This window comes from Anabaena sp. PCC 7938 (assembly GCF_049315035.1).
Lineage (GTDB): Bacteria > Cyanobacteriota > Cyanobacteriia > Cyanobacteriales > Nostocaceae > Anabaena > Anabaena cylindrica.
Genome location: NZ_CP186034.1, coordinates 802,698 through 825,609 on the forward strand (window position 1 = coordinate 802,698; position 22,912 = coordinate 825,609).

Annotated in this window: 20 protein-coding genes; 9 read left to right on the plus strand and 11 right to left on the minus strand. The window is 38.6% G+C overall.

What is annotated here, in order from left to right; genetic code table 11:
* Positions 1 to 210: 210 nt before the first annotated feature.
* The 3 genes from ACOWPH_RS03890 to ACOWPH_RS03900 all read right to left on the minus strand — a co-directional run bounded on the left by ACOWPH_RS03890 (position 211) and on the right by ACOWPH_RS03900 (position 1,593).
* Complete coding sequence (locus ACOWPH_RS03890) at positions 211 to 528, minus strand: type II toxin-antitoxin system RelE/ParE family toxin (protein WP_015214087.1); 318 nt, start codon at positions 526 to 528, stop codon at positions 211 to 213.
* On the minus strand, positions 525 to 791 hold the full coding sequence (locus tag ACOWPH_RS03895; protein ID WP_015214088.1) for a hypothetical protein: 267 nt from the start codon (positions 789 to 791) through the stop codon (positions 525 to 527). Before ACOWPH_RS03895 ends, ACOWPH_RS03890 begins: the two co-directional genes overlap by 4 nt.
* Positions 792 to 1,455: 664 nt before the next feature.
* The gene (locus tag ACOWPH_RS03900; RefSeq protein ID WP_015214089.1) at positions 1,456 to 1,593 is read right to left on the minus strand and encodes a hypothetical protein; all 138 of its coding nucleotides are present in this window, start codon (positions 1,591 to 1,593) and stop codon (positions 1,456 to 1,458) included.
* Positions 1,594 to 1,876: 283 nt separating this feature from the next.
* On the opposite strand from ACOWPH_RS03900, the gene ACOWPH_RS03905 reads away from it, so the two are divergent.
* Entirely contained in the window at positions 1,877 to 2,428 is a 552-nt protein-coding gene (locus ACOWPH_RS03905; RefSeq protein WP_015214090.1) for a GNAT family N-acetyltransferase, read from the plus strand.
* Between the two features lie 81 nt (positions 2,429 to 2,509).
* Here ACOWPH_RS03905 and ACOWPH_RS03910 read toward each other — a convergent pair whose 3' ends face one another.
* Both ACOWPH_RS03910 and ACOWPH_RS03915 read right to left on the minus strand, forming a co-directional pair.
* Entirely contained in the window at positions 2,510 to 3,421 is a 912-nt protein-coding gene (locus ACOWPH_RS03910; RefSeq protein WP_015214091.1) for a histone deacetylase family protein, read from the minus strand.
* A gap of 41 nt (positions 3,422 to 3,462) precedes the next feature.
* A complete protein-coding gene (locus ACOWPH_RS03915) occupies positions 3,463 to 3,681 on the minus strand; it encodes a hypothetical protein (protein WP_015214092.1) in 219 nt (72 codons plus the stop codon).
* A 141-nt stretch (positions 3,682 to 3,822) separates the two neighbouring features.
* Between ACOWPH_RS03915 and ACOWPH_RS03920 the strand changes: the two genes are divergently transcribed.
* The 8 genes from ACOWPH_RS03920 to lnt all read left to right on the plus strand — a co-directional run bounded on the left by ACOWPH_RS03920 (position 3,823) and on the right by lnt (position 19,306).
* Positions 3,823 to 6,726, plus strand: coding sequence for an NHLP bacteriocin export ABC transporter permease/ATPase subunit (locus ACOWPH_RS03920; RefSeq protein ID WP_015214093.1), 2,904 nt, complete (start codon positions 3,823 to 3,825; stop codon positions 6,724 to 6,726).
* A 330-nt stretch (positions 6,727 to 7,056) separates the two neighbouring features.
* The gene (locus ACOWPH_RS03925; RefSeq protein ID WP_015214094.1) at positions 7,057 to 7,230 is read left to right on the plus strand and encodes a hypothetical protein; all 174 of its coding nucleotides are present in this window, start codon (positions 7,057 to 7,059) and stop codon (positions 7,228 to 7,230) included.
* Positions 7,231 to 7,421: 191 nt separating this feature from the next.
* A complete protein-coding gene (locus ACOWPH_RS03930; RefSeq protein ID WP_015214095.1) occupies positions 7,422 to 9,725 on the plus strand; it encodes a filamentous hemagglutinin N-terminal domain-containing protein in 2,304 nt (767 codons plus the stop codon).
* 96 nt (positions 9,726 to 9,821) lie between these two features.
* Entirely contained in the window at positions 9,822 to 10,859 is a 1,038-nt protein-coding gene (locus ACOWPH_RS03935) for a cyclic nucleotide-binding domain-containing protein (protein WP_015214096.1), read from the plus strand.
* Between the two features lie 60 nt (positions 10,860 to 10,919).
* On the plus strand, positions 10,920 to 12,395 hold the full coding sequence (locus ACOWPH_RS03940) for an NHLP bacteriocin system secretion protein (RefSeq protein WP_015214097.1): 1,476 nt from the start codon (positions 10,920 to 10,922) through the stop codon (positions 12,393 to 12,395).
* The gene (locus ACOWPH_RS03945; RefSeq protein WP_015214098.1) at positions 12,382 to 14,571 is read left to right on the plus strand and encodes an NHLP family bacteriocin export ABC transporter peptidase/permease/ATPase subunit; all 2,190 of its coding nucleotides are present in this window, start codon (positions 12,382 to 12,384) and stop codon (positions 14,569 to 14,571) included. The genes ACOWPH_RS03940 and ACOWPH_RS03945 overlap by 14 nt, the downstream gene beginning before the upstream one ends.
* A gap of 447 nt (positions 14,572 to 15,018) precedes the next feature.
* Positions 15,019 to 17,679, plus strand: coding sequence for a DNA gyrase subunit A (gene gyrA / locus ACOWPH_RS03950; RefSeq protein ID WP_015214099.1), 2,661 nt, complete (start codon positions 15,019 to 15,021; stop codon positions 17,677 to 17,679).
* A gap of 88 nt (positions 17,680 to 17,767) precedes the next feature.
* Positions 17,768 to 19,306, plus strand: coding sequence for an apolipoprotein N-acyltransferase (gene lnt, locus ACOWPH_RS03955; RefSeq protein ID WP_015214100.1), 1,539 nt, complete (start codon positions 17,768 to 17,770; stop codon positions 19,304 to 19,306).
* A gap of 3 nt (positions 19,307 to 19,309) precedes the next feature.
* Here lnt and ACOWPH_RS03960 read toward each other — a convergent pair whose 3' ends face one another.
* The 6 genes from ACOWPH_RS03960 to ndhC form a co-directional block, all read right to left on the minus strand.
* A complete protein-coding gene (locus ACOWPH_RS03960; protein WP_015214101.1) occupies positions 19,310 to 19,630 on the minus strand; it encodes a hypothetical protein in 321 nt (106 codons plus the stop codon).
* Positions 19,631 to 19,661: 31 nt separating this feature from the next.
* Entirely contained in the window at positions 19,662 to 20,012 is a 351-nt protein-coding gene (locus tag ACOWPH_RS03965) for a hypothetical protein (RefSeq protein WP_015214102.1), read from the minus strand.
* 171 nt (positions 20,013 to 20,183) lie between these two features.
* On the minus strand, positions 20,184 to 20,918 hold the full coding sequence (locus ACOWPH_RS03970) for a DUF1995 family protein (protein ID WP_015214103.1): 735 nt from the start codon (positions 20,916 to 20,918) through the stop codon (positions 20,184 to 20,186).
* 171 nt (positions 20,919 to 21,089) lie between these two features.
* A complete protein-coding gene (locus ACOWPH_RS03975) occupies positions 21,090 to 21,617 on the minus strand; it encodes an NAD(P)H-quinone oxidoreductase subunit J (protein ID WP_015214104.1) in 528 nt (175 codons plus the stop codon).
* Positions 21,610 to 22,344 (minus strand): photosynthetic/respiratory NAD(P)H-quinone oxidoreductase subunit K, encoded by a 735-nt coding sequence (gene ndhK, locus ACOWPH_RS03980; RefSeq protein WP_015214105.1) that lies wholly within the window; start codon positions 22,342 to 22,344, stop codon positions 21,610 to 21,612. Before ndhK ends, ACOWPH_RS03975 begins: the two co-directional genes overlap by 8 nt.
* A complete protein-coding gene (gene ndhC / locus ACOWPH_RS03985; RefSeq protein WP_015214106.1) occupies positions 22,335 to 22,697 on the minus strand; it encodes a photosynthetic/respiratory NAD(P)H-quinone oxidoreductase subunit C in 363 nt (120 codons plus the stop codon). Before ndhC ends, ndhK begins: the two co-directional genes overlap by 10 nt.
* Positions 22,698 to 22,912: the final 215 nt, after the last annotated feature.

Sequence of the window (22,912 nt, forward strand, 5' to 3'; positions counted from 1 at the left end):
ATTTTGGGATATTTTTTATTTGGAAGTCTCTTACCAAATCCTACAATCCTTATGGTCAATTAGTAATTAGTAATTCATAATTAGGACTTGCTGATAGCGTGGAGTCAGCCATATAAACATAAAAGCTTGATAAATCAATAGCTTCAGGGTAATTCCAGGTGTAAAAAATACAAGAAATAAACCTTAATCCTCAAAAATCGCTGACAAAAATTATTCAGACTCTTTACCTAAATAAGATTGGTGACTATGACGCACATGAAGAATTGCTACAACGTCTTCTTCGACTACAAACAAAACTCGATATTTTCTTTGTTTTCCAATCCAGAGTTGTCGAATTTCACTACCAATTACTTTTGCCTCTGGTGCTATGGTACAGCGATTAGGAAATTTTTGTAGTGATTCTATAGTATCTTGAAGTTCATAATACCAATTGTTTGCTATTTCAGGACTGAGGTTATCACACATCCAACGATAGGCTGTTTCGATTTCTTGAAAAGCAGTAGGTTGAATAATAACTTGGTAATTCATGAGCGAGGTGGAATGTTAAATTTGTGTTGTAGGGTTGCCAAGGCTTGATTGGCAGGAATTCCTTCACCCTGCTCAAATTCATCCAGTCCTTTACGAATACCTACTATTGTTTCTAGGTAATCAATTCGCTCTAAGAGTTCTCGATATGTGCTTGGGGTCTGTTTTGGGGGGGTTTTCAGTGATTGCAAGAAACTCAGTAGATCTTCTAGGATTTCGTTGGGGGTGTTGTCAATTTCTTGTAAGAGCAATTCTTTGATAGTCATTACAGTTAATCGCTGAGATTTATGTTTTTATTATAGCGATCGCACCTCTCTGCTTCCTAACAATAGGCGATACTGTCTCTACGAGACCCAAAACAGATATTGTTTTTGTCTTCAATTACAGTTTTATCAGCCCAACCAGCACACATTCCTAAATGTCTGGATGCGATCGCAGTTACAAAACTTCATTAAGGAATATTTATCCGAGAAAACACAGAAAAGATACAGCGGTCTTCTTTATTAAAAAAATATATTTCCGAATAATAGTAATTATGTACTGTAAAAAATATTTTTCCTGCTCTTCATCAATGGCGTTTAGTCAGCCAATTTCCTGTGTAGAGTCATACCCCTGATTCGTCATCAATAAAGAAAAAATCAAGCTTGTTTTTTCTTCCCCCTACTAAGCTGTTGTGCATTTAATTTGTATAAGTCTGGCGGGCAAGATGCCCACCCCACAAGATTTAAACATTTTAGGATTATCAAATTTAGGTGCTTAACAGCTTATCAATAACCGTCCCGATAGCGGTACAGTTACCTGCGCGGTTGACCACTTCCAGGTAAACCTGCAACGCTGTGAGACTTGTAGGGCTTGCTGTTCCCATGATTAACACGAAGGGAACACGCACAGAGAATTTTTTGGTCGCTGAAACACACCTAGAAAGTGAACTTAGTGTTCTCCTGTTTTTTCAATCGTCTCAATCACTGCCAAACCTATACTCGAAGCTGCAATTAAAAGAATTGCTGAGATCAAATAGGCATTGGCCAACATTCGGAGGGCATCGTCAAAAAACATATAGGTGGTCATTTGTTCACCTTCAGAACTTTAAGCGGTCGCTAGTACTATTAATGTCTCAGCATCCAGATGGATTGATCTTGCTGATTAATCCCCAGCTATAGCATCTTAACAAAACTTTAGCTCTTTCAGGAGATCATGACAAATTTTTATCGCTAAAGATTTGATAAATTTAGCCCTGATTTGGTGAGAGACAATACAGAAAAATACTATAAGTAAAAATAGCGTCACTCCTAAGAACCGTAAACACTTTTATAATTCCGTGTCATTGATTACATCTACCGAGAGGAAGATCATGGAATATTTACATTTGGCAATATCCACCAATCGCCTATTATTACAGCCGATATCACTCAAATATAAAGAAGATATTTTTCGAGAATTCACTCCTGAAATTACAACTTATTTATATGCTGCCCCACCTAGAGAAATTGAAGATACTGAATTTTTCATTAATGAATCTTTACTAGAAATGCAAAAAGGAGAGGATTTAATAGTTGTGATTTTAAAGAAAGATTCTCAAGAATTTTTAGGTTGTAGTGGCATACATAAAATTAATAGTAAATCGCCCCAAACTGGAATTTGGTTAAAAAAATCAGCACATAATCAAGGCTATGCTACAGAAGCAATTAGATCCTTGAAACAATGGGCTGATGATAACTTAGATTACAAGTATCTGAGATATCCTGTAGATAGTGAAAATGCTTCCAGCCGCAGGATTGTAGAAAAGCTAGGAGGGCAAATTTATCTAAAATACAAGCATATTAATTTGAGTGGCAGAATCTTAAATATACTTGAGTATAGAATCCACAAATCAGCAGATATACTTCGCAAGACCACAATTTGAGCTTTTGCTTAAAGGGCATATCATAGATGTAAAAACGCAACTTATTACCTTCTCAAGTATATTTATACTAAAAATACAGCACTAGCCTAAACAGCGTTCAATAGTGGCAACCACTGATTTTGATAATGATGATAAATCATAGCCACCTTCCAACCCAAATAAGATTTTGCGAGTTACACCTAAACAATATTCTGTGAATAAACCAAAATCTTCAGGTTGCAAATTGACACTTGCTAAAGGATCATCTGCCAAGGCATCATAACCAGCACTAATAATCAGTAAATCTGGCTGAAACTTATTCAAAAAAGGTAAAATCAAACTTTTCCACAGGGGTTGATAGACATTAATATCACTACCAGGGGGTAAAGGTAAATTGAGAACATTTTGATGTAAACCTTTTTCGGAAGCTTTCCCAGTACCGGGATAAGCTGGGTATTGATGTAGAGAACAATATGCAATTTGTGAGTGAGTCTCCACGATTGCTTGAGTACCATTCCCATGATGTACATCCCAGTCTAAGATAGCGACGCGGTTAACTCCAGGTTGTTGTAAAGCATATAAAGCAGCAATAGCCGCATTAGAAAATAAGCAAAATCCCATTCCTGCATCACTTTCGGCATGATGTCCCGGTGGACGCGCTAATACAAAAGCGGGATTTTCTTTTGCTAAAACCACATCTACCCCTTCTAACCAAGCGCTAACCGCTAATAAAGCCACATCATAGCTACGGGGAGAAATGGGGGTGTCTCCATCTAAATAACCACCACCACTGGAAGCAATCGCTTGTAGTTTGCTAATGTATGTTGCAGTATGGGCAGTTTCTATCCAAGACATCAACCCTAATTTGAGGGTAGGAGATAGCCATTCTATTTTTTCTGCGAAGCTGGCACTTTTCAAAGCGTTAACAATAGCTATTAATCGTTCCGGTTTTTCGGGATGATAGCGTCCGGTTTGGTGTTCTAGAAATTCATCAGAATATATGACTGGTAGCATGGACTAGAAAAGTCAAAACACTGAATCTAATTCTAACCTGACTAATCTTTACTCAAACCGGTCATGTCATTGTCGGGTTCATCTACCATATCAGGAACTAAAGCTGGATTTCCGCGTTTTTCGGTTGCTGATTGTTCTCGGATAACATCATCCATTTTTGGTGGATGTTTAATTTTGTCCAGTAACTCTGGACTTAATTGTGATACTTCTTCTTCAGGTTTCAGCTTTTCGGCTTGATTGGGAACTGTTTCTTGATTCATGAATTTTTTTACAACTTTACCAACCTAGCCTAAACAATCTGATTGTTAAATTTACCTATCTATAGGCTTAATTGTGATCTAAAAATTCATCAGCTAAAAGACTTAGTAACATAAAATAATTTTTGACTTAGTTGAATATTTATGATTAAAATACATCAAATTAAAGGAAACAAAGCACTTCTCCTAGATACCATTGAAAAAGTATGGTTAGTAAAATCAGGTTCTTTGGCACTTTTTAGTACTAAGGTTGAGGCAGAAAAACCTATAGGAAATCGCCGTTACCTTTTCTGTGTTAGCCAGGGAGAAGCTGTATTTGGATCTAGATTATGGTATGAACCAGAAACTAATACTCAACGCGGTATTATAGCCATAGCTTTGGAAGATACAGAACTTGAATTATTAGAATTGAGCAATATGATTGCAGGGATAGAGGAGAATACAGCAGAAACTCCGCTATTTATGAAGTTAATAGAAAACTGGCTCAGTAATTTAAATCAACTGGTGATAGGAGAATCAAAACCCAATGTGAAAGTTGCGGTCAAAAAAGATTTAAAACAACTTTCTTTATCACCTGGAGAATTTTTACAAGCTGCACATCAATCAGTGATTTGGGTGCAGATTTGTGAGGGTGATGCTTTATGGATGGGTAGAAAAGATTTCTCTTTAGGTGAGAAAAAATGGTTTCCAATTACTTCTGGAACTTGGTTAAAACCCATTACACAAATTGAGGTTAAAATTAAAATTACTGGGAATTTAAATTATGAACAATTACTGACTGGGCTAACTGATTTTTATAATTATCTTCATAACTATTTTTATCAAGTCTCGTTGAGAGAGATAGAATTAAAAGTGCAGAATTTACAAAATCAGCAACAACTTAATCATGAAAATATTCAGGCAGCACTTTCTAATTTAGCCTCTAATTTGACACAGCCACGACATAGATTTGAAAAAAAAGCAACACCATTATTAGTTGCGGCTGGGGCTGTTGGTAAAGCGATGGGAATTATGATTGTTTCCCCCAAATTATCAGAGAAAAGTCAGCGTCAAAACAAAGATATAGTAGAAGCGATCGCACAAGCTACCCAAATTCGCACCCGTAAAGTCATATTAGCAGGAGACTGGTGGCGAAAAGACAATGGGCCGTTATTGGCGTTTACCCAAGCCGAAAATCGTCCAGTAGCAGTGCTAATTGACAAAAGTCAAGGCGATCGCTACTTCTTATTTGATCCAGAACTACATACTCACACCTTGGTTTCTGAACATATAGCCACAACTTTAGCACCAGAGGCTTATATGTTTTACCGACCTTTACCATCGGTAGTCACAAAAATAACAGATGTGCTGAAATTTGGCATCAAAGGATTTGAAAAAGACGTTTTTGTACTTATAGCCGTGGGGATAGTGGGGACATTATTGAGCATGATTACGCCCCAGGCTACAGCCATTCTGATTGATACAGCCATTCCCAACAGCGATCGCTTTCTCCTCATCCAACTAACTGTAGGATTATTAGCTGTCAGCTTTGGTAGAACTATATTAAACCTATCCCAAGGTTTAATCTCCCAAAGAATAGCAGAAGGAACTGGTAGTCAAATACAAACAGCAGTTTGGGATAGATTACTGAGATTGAAACCCTTATTTATTCGTCAGTTTAGTAGTGGCGATATGCTATTGCGAATCATGTCCGTCAGCCAAATCTACAGCATGATTAGCGGTGCAATTCAACGCACTCTTTTAAATGGAGTATTTGCCCTATTAAACCTGGGACTAATGTTTATTTATAGCCCCCAACTAGCTTTAGTCGGAGTTATAGTTGCCCTAGTAGGTATCAGTTTTACAATCTTCTCTAGCTTAATATTATTAGCCCAAGAACGCCAACAAGAAGCATTGATTGGTCGCATTCAGGGTCTAGTGGTACAAATGCTAAACGGAGTTGCTAAAATACGAGTTGCAGCCGCAGAAACAAGAGCATTTACTATTTGGGCAAAAAGTTACAATCAGCAGATCCAGTTTAGCAATGAAATTATCCGCATCAATCACATAGTTTCCATATTTAATGACCTACTTTTACCAGTTAGTTACCTGCTACTTTATTGGTTTGGGTTTACAACCATGCAAAGCAGTTTAATAGGTGAAGGGAATTTGACATTAGGCACATTTTTAGGTTTTAACGCTGCATTTGGAACATTTTTCACCGGGGTAACTTCTCTCAGCAATACCTTAGTGGGTATAGTCCACATTATACCTTTGTGGCAACGGGCAGCATCAATTTTACAAGGGGAATTAGAATCTGCATCTGATCAAGTCGAACCAGAACCTTTACAGGGACGTGTAACATTAAAAAATGTGAGTTTCCGCTACCGTCAGGATGGACAGTTGATATTGAATGATGTCACTATTAATGCTGAACCAGGAGAATTTATTGCCATCGTTGGCCCTTCAGGAAGTGGCAAATCAACACTATTGCGCTTACTTTTAGGATTTGAAACCCCCTTTAAGGGAACGATATCCTATGATGATCAAGATTTAGCCCTGTTAAACCTCTCCGCAGTCCGGCGACAATTGGGGGTAGTGCTGCAAAATAGCAAAGTCATGCAAGGGTCGATATTTGACAATATCACCACCGGATCATTTGTGACTATGGAACAAGCTTGGACAGCAGTGAGGATGGCAGGTTTAACCGCAGATATCGAAGCCATGCCGATGGGAATACATACTTTAATTAGCGAAGGTGGTAGTAATATTTCCGGTGGGCAATTGCAGAGGTTAATGATTGCGCGATCTCTCGTCTTTCAACCGAAAATCGTCCTCATGGACGAAGCTACCAGTTTTTTAGATAATCATACTCAAGCGATCGTCACCAAAAATTTAAATCAATTGAATGTCACCAGAATAGTCATTGCCCATCGTCTCAGCACTATTCGTCATGCAGACCGCATCTACGTTATGGAAGCCGGTCAAATTGTCCAGGTTGGTTCATTTACAGAACTGATGCAACAACCAGGACTATTTACTAAACTCGTTGCCCGACAACTAGACTAAACCAGAACAATTAATTAAATATACAGCCACTTGCAGGTTGTAATAAATTCAAAAAAAGCATGATCAAGCTGGTTTTAATGCTGTTGGACTAGTCTACTCATAAACGTATTCTACAAAGCTCCGGTATTTAAAGATATGATGAAGGTTTATGTTTATGGGTGAGAATTCTGATTCCCTCATAGTATGCTATCTATACACAGACATATAAAAATTTTGCTCTTAAGCAAAAATACTGTGTCTCATGACAGAGAGATAATCTGGCAAAATATGAACCTAGAGATAGAGTTGACAAATATAAATCAATAAAATTAACTGGGAGAGCAAATAATCATGTCTAACACAATTGAGCCAAAGTCTAATTTAGAAATATCTCAACCATCTGAAGCAACAGATATAGAACAAGAGCAAGAAGACTTGGAATTAAGTGATGAGCAGTTAGAAAAAATTGCCGGTGGTCAATGGGAATGGGACGATCCCATCATCCCAAATAACGTCTCTAATTGAATTAAATATCGCCTAATAATGAATTAAATCTAATTAATTCACTGATATTTATTGGCAAATCTAACAAACTTTCACCAATCATTGATTTTTTGACCTTGGGGTGTAGCAGAAAAAATCCTGACTACACCCTGGTAAAATAAATTTTTTATCTATTACCTGTAATAACTTTGTTAACAACAGCGAATCTATTGATGTTTGAATTTATCAAAATTCTGACTTCTAAGTCCCCCCTACCTTATAATAAAAAGGGTTGGATAGTTCCGGCTGTTTTATGTTTTTTAACTTTGACTTGCTTATCAACACAAAAAACTTCAGCACAACTTACCCCTGACACCAGCTTGGCGACTGAAAACTCAGTCATCACCCCAACTCTACATATTAATGGGATGAATATTGACCGCATTGATGGCGGTGCAGCTCGTGGTACTAACCTTTTTCATAGTTTCCAAGAATTCAATGTTGAGCAAGAAAGAGGTGTTTACTTCTCTCAACCCGCTGGTATTGCCAGGATTATCACAAGAGTTACAGGTTCTAACTCATCTCAAATTTTGGGAACTTTAGGCGTATTAGGTAATGCTGACTTGTTTATGATTAATCCCAACGGCATCATCTTTGGTCAAAATGCCAGATTAGATATCAAAGGCTCTTTTGTCGGCAGCACGGCTAATAGTATCAACTTTGATCATGGTATCCAGTTTAATGCCACTCATCCTGATGCCAAGCCTTTATTGAGTGTTAATGTTCCTCAAGGCTTACAATTTGGCACCAGTTCTGGCAGCATCACCAATCTGAGTAAGCCTGGTCTTACAATCAATTCAGGAAATACATTTGCTTTAGTTGGTGGTGATATCACCTTTGAAGGTAGTGCCGCAAATATTGAAGGCAGAATTGAGTTAGGAAGTGTCAGTCATAACAGCTTCGTCAGTCTTAACCCACTGACTTTAGGTTGGGAATTAGGTTATCAAGAAGTACAAAACTTTAAAGACATTCATTTAACTCAAGGCAGTGCTATCCGGGCTAGGTATAATCAGAACTCAACTTCTAACGGTCAAACTGTTAATGTTGCTGTCATTCAGGGTAGGAATTTAACCATTAGTGATGGTTCTTTTATTTCTGCCCGTAATGTTAACCCCCTAAATACACCTAATTTATTTGTCAAAACATCTGACTCCATCAAACTAATTGGAGTTAGAGCCAGTAATAATTTAGGTAGTGGCTTATACAATCAGACTGTATCTGCCAATAATGCGGGCAACATCATCCTAGAAACCCAAAGACTAATTATTCAAGATGGTGGGGTAATATCTACTACCACCACAGGGAATGGTAGGGCAGGAGATATAACTATCAATACATCAGAGTCTATAGAAGTGATTGGTTCTAACCCAGATCCCAGAAATGGTGCAGGTATCTTTTCAAATGCCAGTGCCGGGAATGGAATTGGTGGAAATTTGACCATTAATACAAAACGATTAATAATTCAAGGAGGAGGAGCAATCACAACATACACAAGCACATCAGGTAAAGCTGGTGATTTATCTATCACCGCAAAGGAATCAATTGAACTGATCGGTGATAATAAAATTACTGGCTTGTTTGCTAACAGCGTAGCTGAAAATAATCCTGGTATTGGTGGTAACTTGGATGTAAATACAAAGGAATTAAGCGTCATAGATGGAGCAACTATCACAGTCAGTAATCTTTTTGGACAGGCAGGTAACTTAACAGTAACAGCAGATAAATTGTTTCTGAATCAAGGTAAATTAACAGCCAATACCAGCGCTAGTAAAAGTGGAGAAGGTGCGAATATTACCCTATCTCTGCAAAATTTATTGCTGATGCGGAATCAAAGTCTAATTTCTGCACAAGCTTCTGGTTTAGCTAACGGTGGGAATATTACCATTGATGCTAAAGATGGATTTGTTGTAGCGTTATCTTCAGAAAATAGTGATATCATTGCCAACGCTGACAAAGGCAATGGCGGTAACATTAACATCACAACACAAGGGATTTTTGGCATAGATTTTAATCTCCAAAACACCGAGTTTAGCGATATTACAGCTAGTTCTCAGTTTGGCTTGAATGGTCAAGTAACCATCAATACCCTAAATATTGATCCCTCCCAAGGACTAGTTACATTATCTACTAATGTGCTTGACACCGCCAATCAGGTTGATCAGAGATGTGTAACTAGTAGAAAATTTGCACTTCAAAAGAATCAATTTACTATTACTGGCAAGGGCGGATTTCCAACTAGTCCCAGCGATTTATTTACAGGTACAACAGCACTAGTTGACTTAGTAGATTTAGTACCCAGTCAGAGCAATAATAGAGATATTCAACCTGTTGATGTTAGTATCATTCCTCAAAAAGAGATTTTGGAAGCACAAGGATGGGTGATTGATGATCAGGGTCAAGTTCATCTGGTTGCGAAGGCAGTGAATACTCTGTCTATTAGTCCTATACTTCCTGCAATTTCTTGTTCTCAATCCTGATATCAAAACAATTCTGGCACCATGCTAGAATTTGAAGATTATTGATAATTTTAAATACTATTCATTCTTTAGTTCTCAACCATAAAATTTCAACTTATGAAACCAAAACTTTCTCCTTTTGGTGTTTTGCAAGAGCAAGATATTCAATGGATTTTAGATCAAGGCATAAAAAGGGAACTAGCTATTGGTGATATCTTAATTGAAGAAGGAAGTTATATCCATAATCTGTTTATTATTTTAGATGGAACTTTGTCAGTCTTTGTCTCCCAGCAGTCTGAGGCAGATAGGGAAAATCCTGATCAGGAAATTGCTAGGATAACAACAGGAGAGATAGTCGGGGAAATTTCTTTTTTAGATAAACTACCAACATCAGCTACAGTCAAGTCATTTGAAAATTCAGTGGTTTTATCTTTATCTTGGCAACAATTATCATCTAAACTAAATTATGATTTAGGTTTTGCATCCCGTTTTTATCAAAGTCTTTGCATTTTGCTTGCTGAAAGAATGCGGAAAATTACATTCCTTTTAGTTAGCCGCAAAGTATTATCTAATCCTCCTCTGAGAAAAGTCTTATTTGTATTTGGAATCTTAGATGATATTGATATTGATTGGATAATTGCTACAGGAAAATTGTTGCAATATTCACCAGGGACAGTATTACTTCAACAAGGAGAAACAGTAGAGTCACTTTATATCCTTCTGGAAGGCAAATTATCAGTGTTTTTAGAGATCATCGAAAATGAAGTAAAAATTATTAAAGAAGTAGCTCAATTACCACAAGGAGAAATAGTAGGAGAAATGTCTTTTGTTGAGACAGGGAAAGCTTCTGCCACAGTAAAAGCATCAGCAATATCACTCTTATGGACAATTCCTCAGCAGAAATTGAGAAGCAAACTAGATAATGATATGGGATTTGCTTCCCGTTTTTATCGGGCAATTACAGTAGTGATCACAGATAGATTAAGGGAAAGAATGATTAGCAGAGGTTATCGTAAGGTAGCATATATTCAAAGTCAAGCTGTTTCTGAAAATATGGAAGATGAAGATGAACTAAATTTAGATACTTTGGAAAATACAGCATTAGCTGCAACCAGATTTAATTGGCTATTAAAACAAGTCAGAAATAGTTATTAGGATAACAGTTTATAATCTGGCTGATAAACGCTCATCTATGATAACTGCATAGCTAAAAAAATGACTAATGATAAAAATCTATTCCGAAAACAAGCACTAGATCATTTATCTTCTCCTGAGCAATTAGATCTACTAATTCATATTATCAAACCTCAAGATTGGCTACATTTATCTGTATTATGTACATTATTTTCACTAATTATTATCTGGATGTTTTTAGGTAGAATTCCTATCTCAGTTAGTGGCAAAGGAGTATTAATTTATCCTCGTCAAATAGTAGACATACAATCCCCCATTTCTGGACAAATAAAACAGTTAAATGTAAAAGTTGGTGATTGTTTAAAGAAGAATAATAGCAATGAAATTGAACAACCAGAAGAAATAATAGCCTTCATTAACCCGATTGATCTTAAACAACAGCTACAACAGGAAAAAACTAAATTAGAGATATTACAACAACAAGATATTGAAGCTACTAATCTCGAATTGCAAAAAAATCAGCTAGAAAAATTAGCATTACAACAACAAAGGGAAAGTTTACAACAACGGCTGCGAGATAATCAAATCATAAGTCCTATTCTCAAAAATCAAACTAATAGTGCTATTCAACAGCGACAAGTAAGTTTGCAGCAAAATCTCCAGGATACAGAAGCTTTAGTTCCGGTATTTCGGGAGAGACTAGAGAAAAGGAAAGAACTATTTACAAAGGGGGCAATTTCCAAAGATGGAGTATTAGAATCTGATCAACAATATCGACAAAATCTACAAAATATATCTAATATTAAAGCACAGTTAAAGCAATTAGATGTAGACATAACGGCAACGGAAAAACAATATATTGATAATGTTAATAATCTATCTGAAATACAAGTTAAGTTACAAGAAATAACCACAAAAGAAAAAACTCTAAAACAACAAAATCTCACCGACGTAATTAACAGAAAAAATCAAATTTTACAAAACAAACAAGAAATTGACACCCTGACACAAAAAATCAAAAACAACAGCACTATTAAAAGTCCTCATACTGGATGTATTCTTGAACTCACTACCACTAATGGACAAGTAGTTAATACTGGAACTAGCATTGGTTCTCTAGAAATAAAAGCAGCAGCGTCTGAAAAATTAGTAGGAGTCACATATTTTTCTGTGGGAGATGGTAAAAAAATTAAACCTGGAATGGAAATTCAAATTACCCCTACTAGTGTGAAGCGAGAACAATTTGGGGGTATTGTTGGTAAAGTTATCTCTGTTTCACCTTTTCCAGTGACTAAACAAGGTGCGGTGAATGTTCTTGGTAATACTGAATTAGTAGAAAGTATAGTTACGAAATCTCAAGAACCACAAATAGAAGTCTGGGCTGAGTTAAAACCAAACTTTACTAATTTTAGCAATTATGAATGGTCTTCTTCAACTGGGCCAACAAACTTAAAGTTATCTTCGGGAACAACTACTAAAGTCAATATTATTTTAGAACAAAGACAACCTATCACATTTATTTTACCATTTTTGAGGGAATGGAGTGGCATTAATTAATCCCTTACAGAGTTTACGGCAACTCATTAAATATTCGAGAAAGAGAGTAAAAACGCCAACAGTGCTGCAAATGGAAGCAACTGAATGTGGTGCAGCCGCACTGGGTATTATTCTTGCTTATTATCAGCGCATTGTCCCTTTGGCAGAACTACGTCAAGAATGTGGGGTATCTAGAGATGGTAGTAAAGCTGCAAATATCCTCAAAGCTGCCCGACGTTATGGAATGCAAGCAAAAGGTTATAAAAAAGGTCTAGAATCTTTAGAAAAAGTTCAATTTCCTTATATTGTATTTTGGAATTTTAACCATTTTTTAGTAGTAGAAGGATTTAGCCTCAATTGGGTTTATCTTAATGATCCAGCTAGTGGTAGATGCCAGGTATCTAAGCAGGAATTTAATGAAGCTTATACGGGTATTGTACTAGTAATAGAACCAGGAGAAGATTTTAAAAAAGCTGGAGAAAAGCGCAATACTTTTTTGGCTTTATACTCCCGGCTAAAAAGTTCCTATGATGCTTTACTGTTATCCATTTTAGCGGGAATTATGCTGACGTTAACTCGGTTAGCATTACCTGCAATTGCACAATTTTTTACAGATGAAATTCTCATTCAAGGGCGAGAAGAATGGCTAAAACCTTTATTGTTGGCTATAGTAATTACCGCCATACTCCAAATATTAATAAGGCAGTTGCAATTACTATATTTGCGGCGATTAACTATTAAGTTATCAATGGTGATGACAGGTAAGTTTATCTGGCATATTCTGCGTTTACCTATCAATTTTTATGCTCAACGATTCACTGGTGATATTAGTTATCGTGTGAATTTGAATAAAAATGTAGTCAATGGTTTAAATAATATCAGCACGACAATCATTGATACATTGATGTTAGTATTTTATGCGGCGATGATGCTCATTTATGATCAAGTGTTAACGATTATGACTATCAGCTTTGCTGTACTTAATCTTTTAACTTTACAGATAGTGAAAAGATTTCGGGTAGATGCAAACTTAAAGGTAAGTCAAGAACGAGATCAACTTTATGGTTTTGCTACTAGTGGGATTCAAAATATAGAAACGGTGAAATCATCTGGCTTAGAATCAAGTTTATTTGCTAAGTTTGCCGGATATTATACTAAATTTCATAATGCCCAACAAAAACTAGATTTACAAAGTTTATATTTAAATCTGTTACCAACAATTTTCAGCTATGTTGCAACTACTATCATTTTAGTAGTAGGAGGTGTGCGAGTGATGGAAGGTAGCATGAGTATGGGAATGTTAATTGCTTATCAAAGTTTGGTAACTAGTTTTCTACAACCGGTTAATAACCTGGTTAATTTTGGTGCTAATTTGCAACTTTTAGAGGCTGATTTGGAACGTCTGGATGATGTTTTTAGTAATGCTATTGATCCTGAAGTTACTAGAGAGTTAGTGATTAAAAATGATGATATTTCTTTATTAGAGGGACAGGTTGAGTTACGTAACCTTACTTTTGGCTACAATCATTTAGAAGCGCCTTTAGTTGAAAATTTTAGCTTGATTGTCAAGTCAGGACAAAGAGTGGCATTGGTGGGTGGGAGTGGTTCTGGTAAGTCTACAATTAGCAAACTGCTTACAGGGCTTTATGTTCCTTGGTCGGGGGAAATTTTGTTTGATGGTATTCCTCGTCAACAAATTCCACGTTTGGTATTAGCAAATTCATTGGCAATGGTGGAACAGGATATCTTTTTGTTTGAGGGAACAGTTAGAGATAATTTGACTCTTTGGGATGAAACTATATCAGATGTTGATGTTATAAAAGCTTGTCAGGATGCGGAAATTCATAGTTTGATTATGTCTTTACCAGGGGGATACAATGCTCAATTAAGTGAGGGTGGTTTGAATATTAGTGGAGGACAACGCCAACGTTTAGAAATTGCTAGGGCTTTAGTCAGGAATCCGGTAATTTTGGTGATGGATGAAGCTACAAGTTCTTTGGATGCGGAAACGGAACTAATTATCGATCGCAATATTCGTCGTCGCGGTGTATCTTGTATTATTGTTGCCCATCGTCTTAGCACGATTAGGGACTGTGATGAAATTATTGTGTTAGATAGAGGAAAGGTGGTACAACGGGGCAGTCATGAAGAATTACGATCGCAAGCAGGAACCTATAGTCATTTACTAGATAGGTAAAAATTAGCACAAAATTCAGGAGTTCAGTGTTCGGAGTTCGGAGTAAAACTGGCTTGGTGTCTGGCTTTGAATTTAGATTCTTTACTTCATTGATCTGCAATGCGCTGTAAATCCTAATATTATTAATTTCCGGCGGTTATTTTTGGCTAATAATATTAGCTTTCAGAATAAATAAATCCGAGTTAATGTATCAATAAAAAATATCAAAGTATTAATTTAAACTCTTGTATTCTAACTTCTCAATTTGCCTTGAACATCTGATAGAAGATTTTAATTTTAAGTTTCTATTGGATTAGATTTTTGTAGAGCTACTTTGTCCACAAAGCAGGATAGATATATGTTAAAATTATAGCAAGATATGACAATTATTCAAGACTAATTTGACATAATTTTGTATTTTGTCAAGTACAAAGGCTAAAACCTGCATTTTTTGGAGTTTTGTAGTTTATGACAACCTCACAGGAGAGGATTATCCCGACGGATTTGCGAAATGAAATGTCGCGATCCTATCTGGAATACGCCATGAGCGTAATTGTAGGTCGGGCGCTGCCAGATGCTAGGGATGGTCTAAAACCTGTGCATCGACGCATTCTCTACGCCATGCACGAGTTGGGTTTGCTACCAGATCGCCCTTTTCGGAAAAGCGCCCGTGTGGTGGGGGAAGTTTTAGGTAAATTTCACCCCCACGGTGACACGGCTGTGTATGATGCGTTGGTGCGGATGGCGCAGGATTTTTCGATGCGATCGCCTTTAATCAACGGACATGGTAACTTTGGTTCGGTAGATAATGACCCGCCGGCGGCAATGCGGTACACAGAATGTCGTTTGCAAGGTCTAACCAGCGCGGCATTATTGCAAGATATTGAATCGGAAACAGTAGATTTTGCCGATAACTTTGACGGTTCCCAACAAGAACCGACAGTTTTACCCTCACGTATCCCCCAACTACTACTCAATGGTTCTTCTGGGATTGCGGTGGGAATGGCCACAAACATTCCTCCTCACAACTTAGGAGAAGTGATTGATGGATTAGTGGCACTAATTCACAATCCAGAAATCACCCCAGTTCAGTTGATGCAGTACATCCACGGGCCGGACTTCCCAACCGGGGCGCTGGTTTTAGGAACAGCAGCAATTAAAGAAGCTTACACCACTGGGCGCGGTTCTATTACCATGCGCGGCGTTGCCAATATTGAAACTATTGAACAACGGGGTAGGCCAGAGAAAGAAGCAATTATCATCACAGAATTGCCTTACCAAACCAACAAAGCGGCATTGATTGAAAAAATTGCCGAGTTGGTGAACGATAAGCGCATTGATGGAATTTCTGATATTCGGGATGAGAGCGATCGCGATGGGATGCGAATCGTCATAGAATTAAAACGCGATGCTTATCCCCGTGTTGTTTTAAATAACCTTTACAAACAAACCCCACTGCAAGCCAACTTTGGCGCGAATATGTTGGCATTGGTGAATGGTGAACCCCAAATCCTCACCATCAAAGACTTCTTAACAGTCTTCCTCGATTTCCGCATTGAAACCATTAACAGACGTACTCGTTACCAACTACGAAAAGCGGAAGAACGAGATCATCTTTTACAAGGTTTATTAATTGCCTTATCACATTTAGATGCAATTATTATCTTAATTCGCCATGCACCAGATGCACCCACAGCCAAAGGGGAGTTAATCACAACCTATGGACTTTCAGAAGTACAAGCAGATGCAATTTTGCAAATGCAATTGCGACGATTAACAGCCTTAGAAGCCGATAAAATTCGTCTGGAACACGAAGAATTACAAAACGTCATTGCCGACTTGCAGGATATTTTGGACAGAAGGGAACGGGTGTTAGAAATTATTGAAACCGAAATTAGTCAAATCAAAACTAGCTTCGCTACACCCCGACGCACACTCATTACCCACGGTGAAGGTGATCTAGATGATCTTGACCTCATCGCTAATGAAAAAGTCCTGATTCTGATCACCAAACAAGGCTACATCAAACGGATGCCCGTGAGTACCTTTGAAGCCCAAAGCCGTGCTACCAGAGGCAAAGCCGGGGCTAAAGTCAAAGAAGATGACACCATTGAGCATTTTTTCACTTGCTGCGACCACGATAGCGTACTATTTTTTAGCGATCGCGGTGTCGTCTACTCAATGAGAACCTATCAAATCCCCCTTGGTTCTCGTACCAGTCGCGGTACACCCATCGTCCAGATGTTACCCATCCCCAAAGAAGAAAAAATCACCTCTATCGTTCCTGTAGACGAATTTAGAGACGATGAATATTTAGTCATGCTCACCAAAGGCGGTAACATCAAAAAAACCTCATTGGCCGCATTTAGTCACATTCGCGCCAACGGTTTAATTGCCATATCCTTAGAAGAAGGCGACCAACTACGCTGGGTACGGAGGGCAAAAGTAGAAGATAGCGTCATTATTGGTTCCCGTAACGGCATGGCTATTCACTTCCGCTGCACCCAAGAACAACTGCGTCCCCTCGGTAGGGCGACTCGTGGCGTAAAATCCATGAAACTCAAAAAAGGCGATGAATTAGTGGGAATGGATATTCTTCCGGCCGCAGTTCTCGAAACTTTGAATACAGAAACAGAAGCGGAAATCGAGGAAATCATCGAAACCGAAGAAATAATTACCGAAACCGAAGAAATCATTGAAACCGAAGAAACCGCAGAAGTACCCAACAACAGTACTGGCCCTTGGGTGTTAGTAATTACGATGGGAGGATATGGAAAGCGCGTCCCAGTTGGACAATTCCGACTCCAAAATCGTGCCGGTCAAGGTTTAATGGCCACCAAATTCAAAAACCGCAAAACCAAAGACAAATTAGCAACTTTGCATATTGTCAACAACGACGAAGAAATCATGATGGTAACAAATCGCGGCATCATTATTCGTCAAGCTGTGAATGCCATTTCCGTACAATCACGTTCAGCTACTGGGGTGAGAGTGCAGCGCTTAGACGAAGATGATGCTATTACCGGAGTAGCGATTGTTCCAGCAGATACGGGTGAAACTGCTGAAATTGGCGAAACTGGCGAAACTGCCGAAAATGGCGAAAATGATGAGTTAGAAGCAGCTGAATAACGATAAAAGATAAAGTATGAAGTCCTTGGAAAAAAAGCTGTTTTCATCCTTCCACCTTTACACTTTATCCTTGATCAGCGGGCTGTTGATGGGGGTGACAGTCGCCCCCGTCGGTGCTTGGGTTTTCGCCTGGGTTGCCCTTGCACCCCTCTGGGTAATAGTTGTTAAATATACTAAAAACACAAGTCCTCCTGCCCCCTGCCCCCTGCCCCCTGCCTTTATTTGGGCGATCGCATATCATGGATTTGCCCTATCCTGGATCACCGGCATCTATCCTATGGATTGGTTGGGTGTTCCCCCCTTACCAGGTTTAGCAATCACTTTTTTTTGTTGGTCATTTATTAGCCTCTGGGGAGGAATATTAGTCTCTCTTTGGGCAGCTTTGATGGTGCGGTTAGAACTACAAAAACCGTGGTTGCGTGTATTGGTTGGTACGGCTTTATGGTGCGCCTTAGAAAGTCTTTGGAGTGCAAGTCCTTTGTGGTGGAGTTCTCTGGCTTATACTCAGTCACCACACAATCTGCTAATTTTACATTTGGGTCAATTGTCTGGTACTAGCACTGTCACGGCTGTGATTGTGGCTGTTAATGGGTTGGTTGCGGAAGCTTGGATTTATTTTTGCACGCAGAGGAGGACACTTGCATGGGCGGGTCTCCCGACTTGTGCAAAGTGTCCGTCACGCAGAGGCGCAGAGGAAGAAAGAAGAGTTAATTTTTACTTAATCTTGGCGATTACAATATTTATAATTTCTCATATGATCGGCTTTATTTTTTATACTCAACCTCTCACTCAAACTGTAGATACAAATTTAAAAATCGGTGTTATTCAAGGTAATATTCCTAATAAAATTAAATTACTTCCTGAGGGATTTAATCGTGCGATTACAGGTTATACTGAGGGATATTTAGAATTAGCAAATCAGGGTGTTGACGGAGTTCTCACCCCAGAAGGTGCGTTACCTACATATGAAAGCAATTTCAGTAATACACCTTTGGTTGCAGCAATACGAGAAAAAGGTGTGGTTGCTTGGATAGGTGCTTTTGGAAAACGAGGTAAAAGCTATACAAATAGTTTATTTACCGTTGTTGGGAATGGAGAAGTTACCAGCCGTTACGATAAATCTAAATTAGTTCCTTTGGGAGAATATATTCCTTTTGAACAAATTTTAGGGGCGCTTGTGCAACGTTTATCACCATTAGATGAACATCAAGTTCATGGTTTACCAAATCAAGTTTTTGATACTCCCTTTGGCAGGGCAATTGTAGGGATTTGTTATGAATCAGCCTTTCCAGAAATTTTTCGTCGTCAAGCTTTTAATGGTGGGCAATTTATCCTCAGTTCTTCTAATGATGCCCATTACACGTCTGCTATGTCAGACCAACATCATGCCCAGGATATCATGCGGGCAATAGAAACCGATAGATGGGCTGTCAGGGCAACAAATACAGGATATTCGGCTTTTGTTGATCCTCATGGCAGAACTTTGTGGAAATCGGGATATAACACTTACGAAACCCACGCAGAAACTATTTATCGTCGTCAGACGCAGACTTTATATGTGCGTTGGGGTGATTGGTTGATGCCTTTGTTGTTGGTTCTGGGGTTTTTGGGGTGGATATTCCGGTGATTTTTATGGATTTTTTTCTCCTGCTGCTAAAAAATTTGTCAAAGTGGAAGTAATGGTTATTACTTTGACTTTTGTATTTTTTAAACTACTGTTGAACAATTCTCTGAAACTGGAAGTATTTGCTTGCGGAGTAAGACTATTGTTTAAACTTTCATCTATTTTTTTGCGAAGTGATGATAAAAACATGATATCATTTCCTAAATCAGAAACTTCATCTTCATATTCATCTAAGTCTTCAATTTCATTGATTCTTTGTTGGTATTTTTCAATCAAATTATCAACAGCTTCGATCATAAATTTCATGTCTTTGAAAGATAAATTCATAGGTAATTCCTTCCAGTGATGACTGTAACTATTACTCATTAACTTTAGAGAAGTATGTGCCTATCTTTTGCAATGCTGCTTTATAATCCTCCAATGGCATATTCTTAATGGGTTTCCACAGCCAATGATGATCATAGTCATTAACTAATTCTATTTGTTCTGGTATTTCTGTTCCTGCTTCTAACTGCCACCAATTTTTACCATAGCCTGGATTAGCAAATGTTGATATTCCTCCTGGTGATTTACCATCTGCTAAAGTAGTCCTAATCCACACTTGACCATCTTGATCATAGCAAGCAATATCCTTATCAGGGCGAACATTATCCATTCTGGGGGAATTAGAATTACCTTGTCTATAAAGAGTAATTGGTGTTTTGTCCATTAACTGGGTTTTTCGTCTTGAATTTTTGTATTAAATAGCATAATAATTGACAAGAACCCATTGCCAGACATACTGCCTATTTCTCCTGTTTATAGTATAAATCCCATAACATTAAATACACCTTTTGCAGTAGAGACGTTTTATGAAACATCTCTACTATTTCCACTGAATTTAACTACTCAACGCCTTAATAAACCGTTGCAAACTCTTGAATACACTGGGTTTTTTTGCGGGTGTTCCGTCGGTGGTAGTTTGCGTTTGTCCTTTCATGAGAATTACATCTATTTCATCACCAGAGGGACGTTTAGGTAATTCAGCAATTTTTTGATATTCGTCGTTGGTTTCTAGCCATACTTCCCAATCTCCAGGGTAGCAGCGAAAAAGGGCAGATTCATCATCAACGGGACGCAAATAATAACAAGATTCAATGGTGCTAATAAAACGTCTGCGAGTTTCTCTAGCCGCATAACCGATACCTACCACACCGGAATCTTCTAACCGGGGGTTTAATAAAATAAATGGACGTGTGCCTATGATTTCACAGAGTTTTTCTAATTGTGGCACTTCTACAGAAGTGGGAGCGATAAAGAGAAAAATTTCATCTTCTGGCTGAATTTTAGTTTCTAAAGATGCAGTTCTACCTGTACCGATATCTTCAACTTTAAATGGTGAATCTGCCCAATCTCGACGGGCTAAAGCAGCTGCACCAGCATCTGCAAAAAAGATTTTCAGCCGGGATTCATATTCAGCGAACAGAGGTATAAACTGTTCTGCAATGGGCATAAATTTGAGTTCGGGAAACAGAAAATCAACTTGAATGCGAGTCATACCATCAGCTAAAGCCGATTTTACAGCTTCACGGGATTGTGCGATCGCATCTTCTAGGGTTTTGGGTAATTCAGCCATAGTTTATAAAGTCTCTCAAGTTAATGATCAATATTTCGATTCTCTCACCACAAAAGCAGTATTTACTCCTCCGCGAACCTCTGCGCTTACCTCCGCGTTCCTCTGCGTTAAAAACAATACCCCTCTCCGCCACCGGAAAGGGGTAAATCACAGATTAAAACTCAGCACTAGCTAATAAGCATCTTGCAACTCATAGAAATCAGGCGAGATGTAATCCTTACGCAAAGGCCAACCTACCCAATCTTCCGGCATCAAAATCCGCTTCAAATTAGGATGACCTTCATAGATAATGCCAAGCATATCGTAAGACTCACGCTCTTGCCAGTCCGCAGTCTTCCAAATCCAGTACACCGAAGGCACAGAGGGATTTTCTCTAGGTAAGAACACTTTCACTCGGACTTCAGTAGGCTTATCAGCATTATCACTTACTTTTACCAAATGATAGACACTGACTAAATCTTGTCCTGGCCCCAAGTCAATACCTCCTTGAAACTGGAGATAATTAAACCCGTAGGCGTACAAAGCTGTAGCGGTAGGAAGCAAAAAATCAGGTGCTACCTTAATAATCTCCACCCCATTCACATCTGGGGCTAAAGATTCATGGTCAAAACCATTTTCTGTCAACCACTGGGAAACCTCACCTGCTGGAACTATAGCTTCTTCAGCCGCAGGAACTAATTTAGATTCTTCTTCAGCCACGCTTTTCCGCCTCCTTTGTTTTTGTTGTCAGTAGCGCAGGTGGTATGGGCATACCCATTGCTTCCGTCAATTCCTTCGGTGGAGTAAAGCGGGTATCTGACTGCATATACTTACCAGTTAAAATTTCTGGTACTGGTTTCAAGTTATGAGTCGTGCTGTAGTAACGGTGAGTTTGTTTAATTTGACCCCGTTCTTGCATGGAATCATTAGCAATTTTTTTCCGCAACTTAATAATTGCATCAATAATCGCTTCAGGACGGGGAGGACAACCAGGTAAATACACATCCACCGGAATCAGCTTATCAACTCCGCGCACAGCACTAGGAGAGTCAACGCTGAACATTCCGCCAGTAATTGTACAAGCACCCATAGCAATTACATACTTGGGTTCGGGCATTTGTTCATAAAGACGCACCAATTGAGGAGCCATCTTCATGGTAATTGTACCAGCAGTGATAATTAAATCAGCTTGCCGGGGGCTAGAACGGGGAATTAGACCAAAACGGTCAAAGTCAAATCGAGAGCCAATTAAAGCTGCAAATTCAATGAAGCAGCAAGCTGTACCAAACAGCAAAGGCCACAAACTAGAAAGTCGCGCCCAATTGTAGAGGTCATCAACCGTGGTTAAAATCACGTTTTCTGACAGTTCTTGAGTAACTGTAGGACGCTCAACCGGGTTGATGATGCGCTCTTTGTCCTGGGTGATTATGTTAGAATCTAAGACCATTCCAAAGCTCCTTTACGCCATGCGTAAACTAAGGCGATTACGAGAATCGCGATAAAAACTAACGCTTCAATAAACGCCAATAAACCTAAACGGTGGAAAGCAACTGCCCAAGGATACAAAAATACAGTTTCCACGTCAAAAACTACAAAAACCAGCGCAAACATATAGTAGCGAATGTTGAATTGAATCCAGGCTCCGCCAATGGGTTCCATGCCGGATTCATAAGTGGTGCGCCGTTCTGGGCTGAAACTACTAGGTCTGAGAAGCTTGGACGCTGAGAGCGCCAGGGCTGGTACTAGGCTACAAAGGAGGAAGAAGCCTAGAAGGTATTCGTAACCGCTAAGGACAAACACAATGGATATCTACCGCTGATGGTGCAATTGAAATGGATGATTTTCTCTTACATTATTATATCTTTCCAGGCTTTCTGAAATCGTGGAATTAGACACACTGAGGGTAGGGTGTTGATTTACAGCAGAATTCAGGAGTCAGGAGTCAGGAGTCAGGAGTAAAACTGGCTTGGTGCTTAGGTTTCAATTTAGATTCTGTACCCATTGATCTGCAATCT

What these genes read in the sequence shown, in the direction of transcription:
- ACOWPH_RS03935 (WP_015214096.1), top strand. Translation starts at nt 9,822, where the DNA reads ATGAAACCAAAACTTTCTCCTTTTGGTGTTTTGCAAGAGCAAGATATT.
- ACOWPH_RS03970 (WP_015214103.1), bottom strand. Translation starts at nt 20,918, where the DNA reads ATGGCTGAATTACCCAAAACCCTAGAAGATGCGATCGCACAATCCCGT.
- ACOWPH_RS03910 (WP_015214091.1), bottom strand. Translation starts at nt 3,421, where the DNA reads ATGCTACCAGTCATATATTCTGATGAATTTCTAGAACACCAAACCGGA.
- ACOWPH_RS03940 (WP_015214097.1), top strand. Translation starts at nt 10,920, where the DNA reads ATGACTAATGATAAAAATCTATTCCGAAAACAAGCACTAGATCATTTA.
- ACOWPH_RS03965 (WP_015214102.1), bottom strand. Translation starts at nt 20,012, where the DNA reads ATGGACAAAACACCAATTACTCTTTATAGACAAGGTAATTCTAATTCC.
- ACOWPH_RS03920 (WP_015214093.1), top strand. Translation starts at nt 3,823, where the DNA reads ATGATTAAAATACATCAAATTAAAGGAAACAAAGCACTTCTCCTAGAT.
- ACOWPH_RS03895 (WP_015214088.1), bottom strand. Translation starts at nt 791, where the DNA reads ATGACTATCAAAGAATTGCTCTTACAAGAAATTGACAACACCCCCAAC.
- ACOWPH_RS03960 (WP_015214101.1), bottom strand. Translation starts at nt 19,630, where the DNA reads ATGAATTTATCTTTCAAAGACATGAAATTTATGATCGAAGCTGTTGAT.
- ACOWPH_RS03925 (WP_015214094.1), top strand. Translation starts at nt 7,057, where the DNA reads ATGTCTAACACAATTGAGCCAAAGTCTAATTTAGAAATATCTCAACCA.
- gyrA (WP_015214099.1), top strand. Translation starts at nt 15,019, where the DNA reads ATGACAACCTCACAGGAGAGGATTATCCCGACGGATTTGCGAAATGAA.
- ACOWPH_RS03915 (WP_015214092.1), bottom strand. Translation starts at nt 3,681, where the DNA reads ATGAATCAAGAAACAGTTCCCAATCAAGCCGAAAAGCTGAAACCTGAA.
- ACOWPH_RS03930 (WP_015214095.1), top strand. Translation starts at nt 7,422, where the DNA reads ATGTTTGAATTTATCAAAATTCTGACTTCTAAGTCCCCCCTACCTTAT.
- ACOWPH_RS03890 (WP_015214087.1), bottom strand. Translation starts at nt 528, where the DNA reads ATGAATTACCAAGTTATTATTCAACCTACTGCTTTTCAAGAAATCGAA.
- ACOWPH_RS03905 (WP_015214090.1), top strand. Translation starts at nt 1,877, where the DNA reads ATGGAATATTTACATTTGGCAATATCCACCAATCGCCTATTATTACAG.
- ACOWPH_RS03900 (WP_015214089.1), bottom strand. Translation starts at nt 1,593, where the DNA reads ATGACCACCTATATGTTTTTTGACGATGCCCTCCGAATGTTGGCCAAT.
- ndhK (WP_015214105.1), bottom strand. Translation starts at nt 22,344, where the DNA reads ATGGTCTTAGATTCTAACATAATCACCCAGGACAAAGAGCGCATCATC.
- lnt (WP_015214100.1), top strand. Translation starts at nt 17,768, where the DNA reads ATGGGGGTGACAGTCGCCCCCGTCGGTGCTTGGGTTTTCGCCTGGGTT.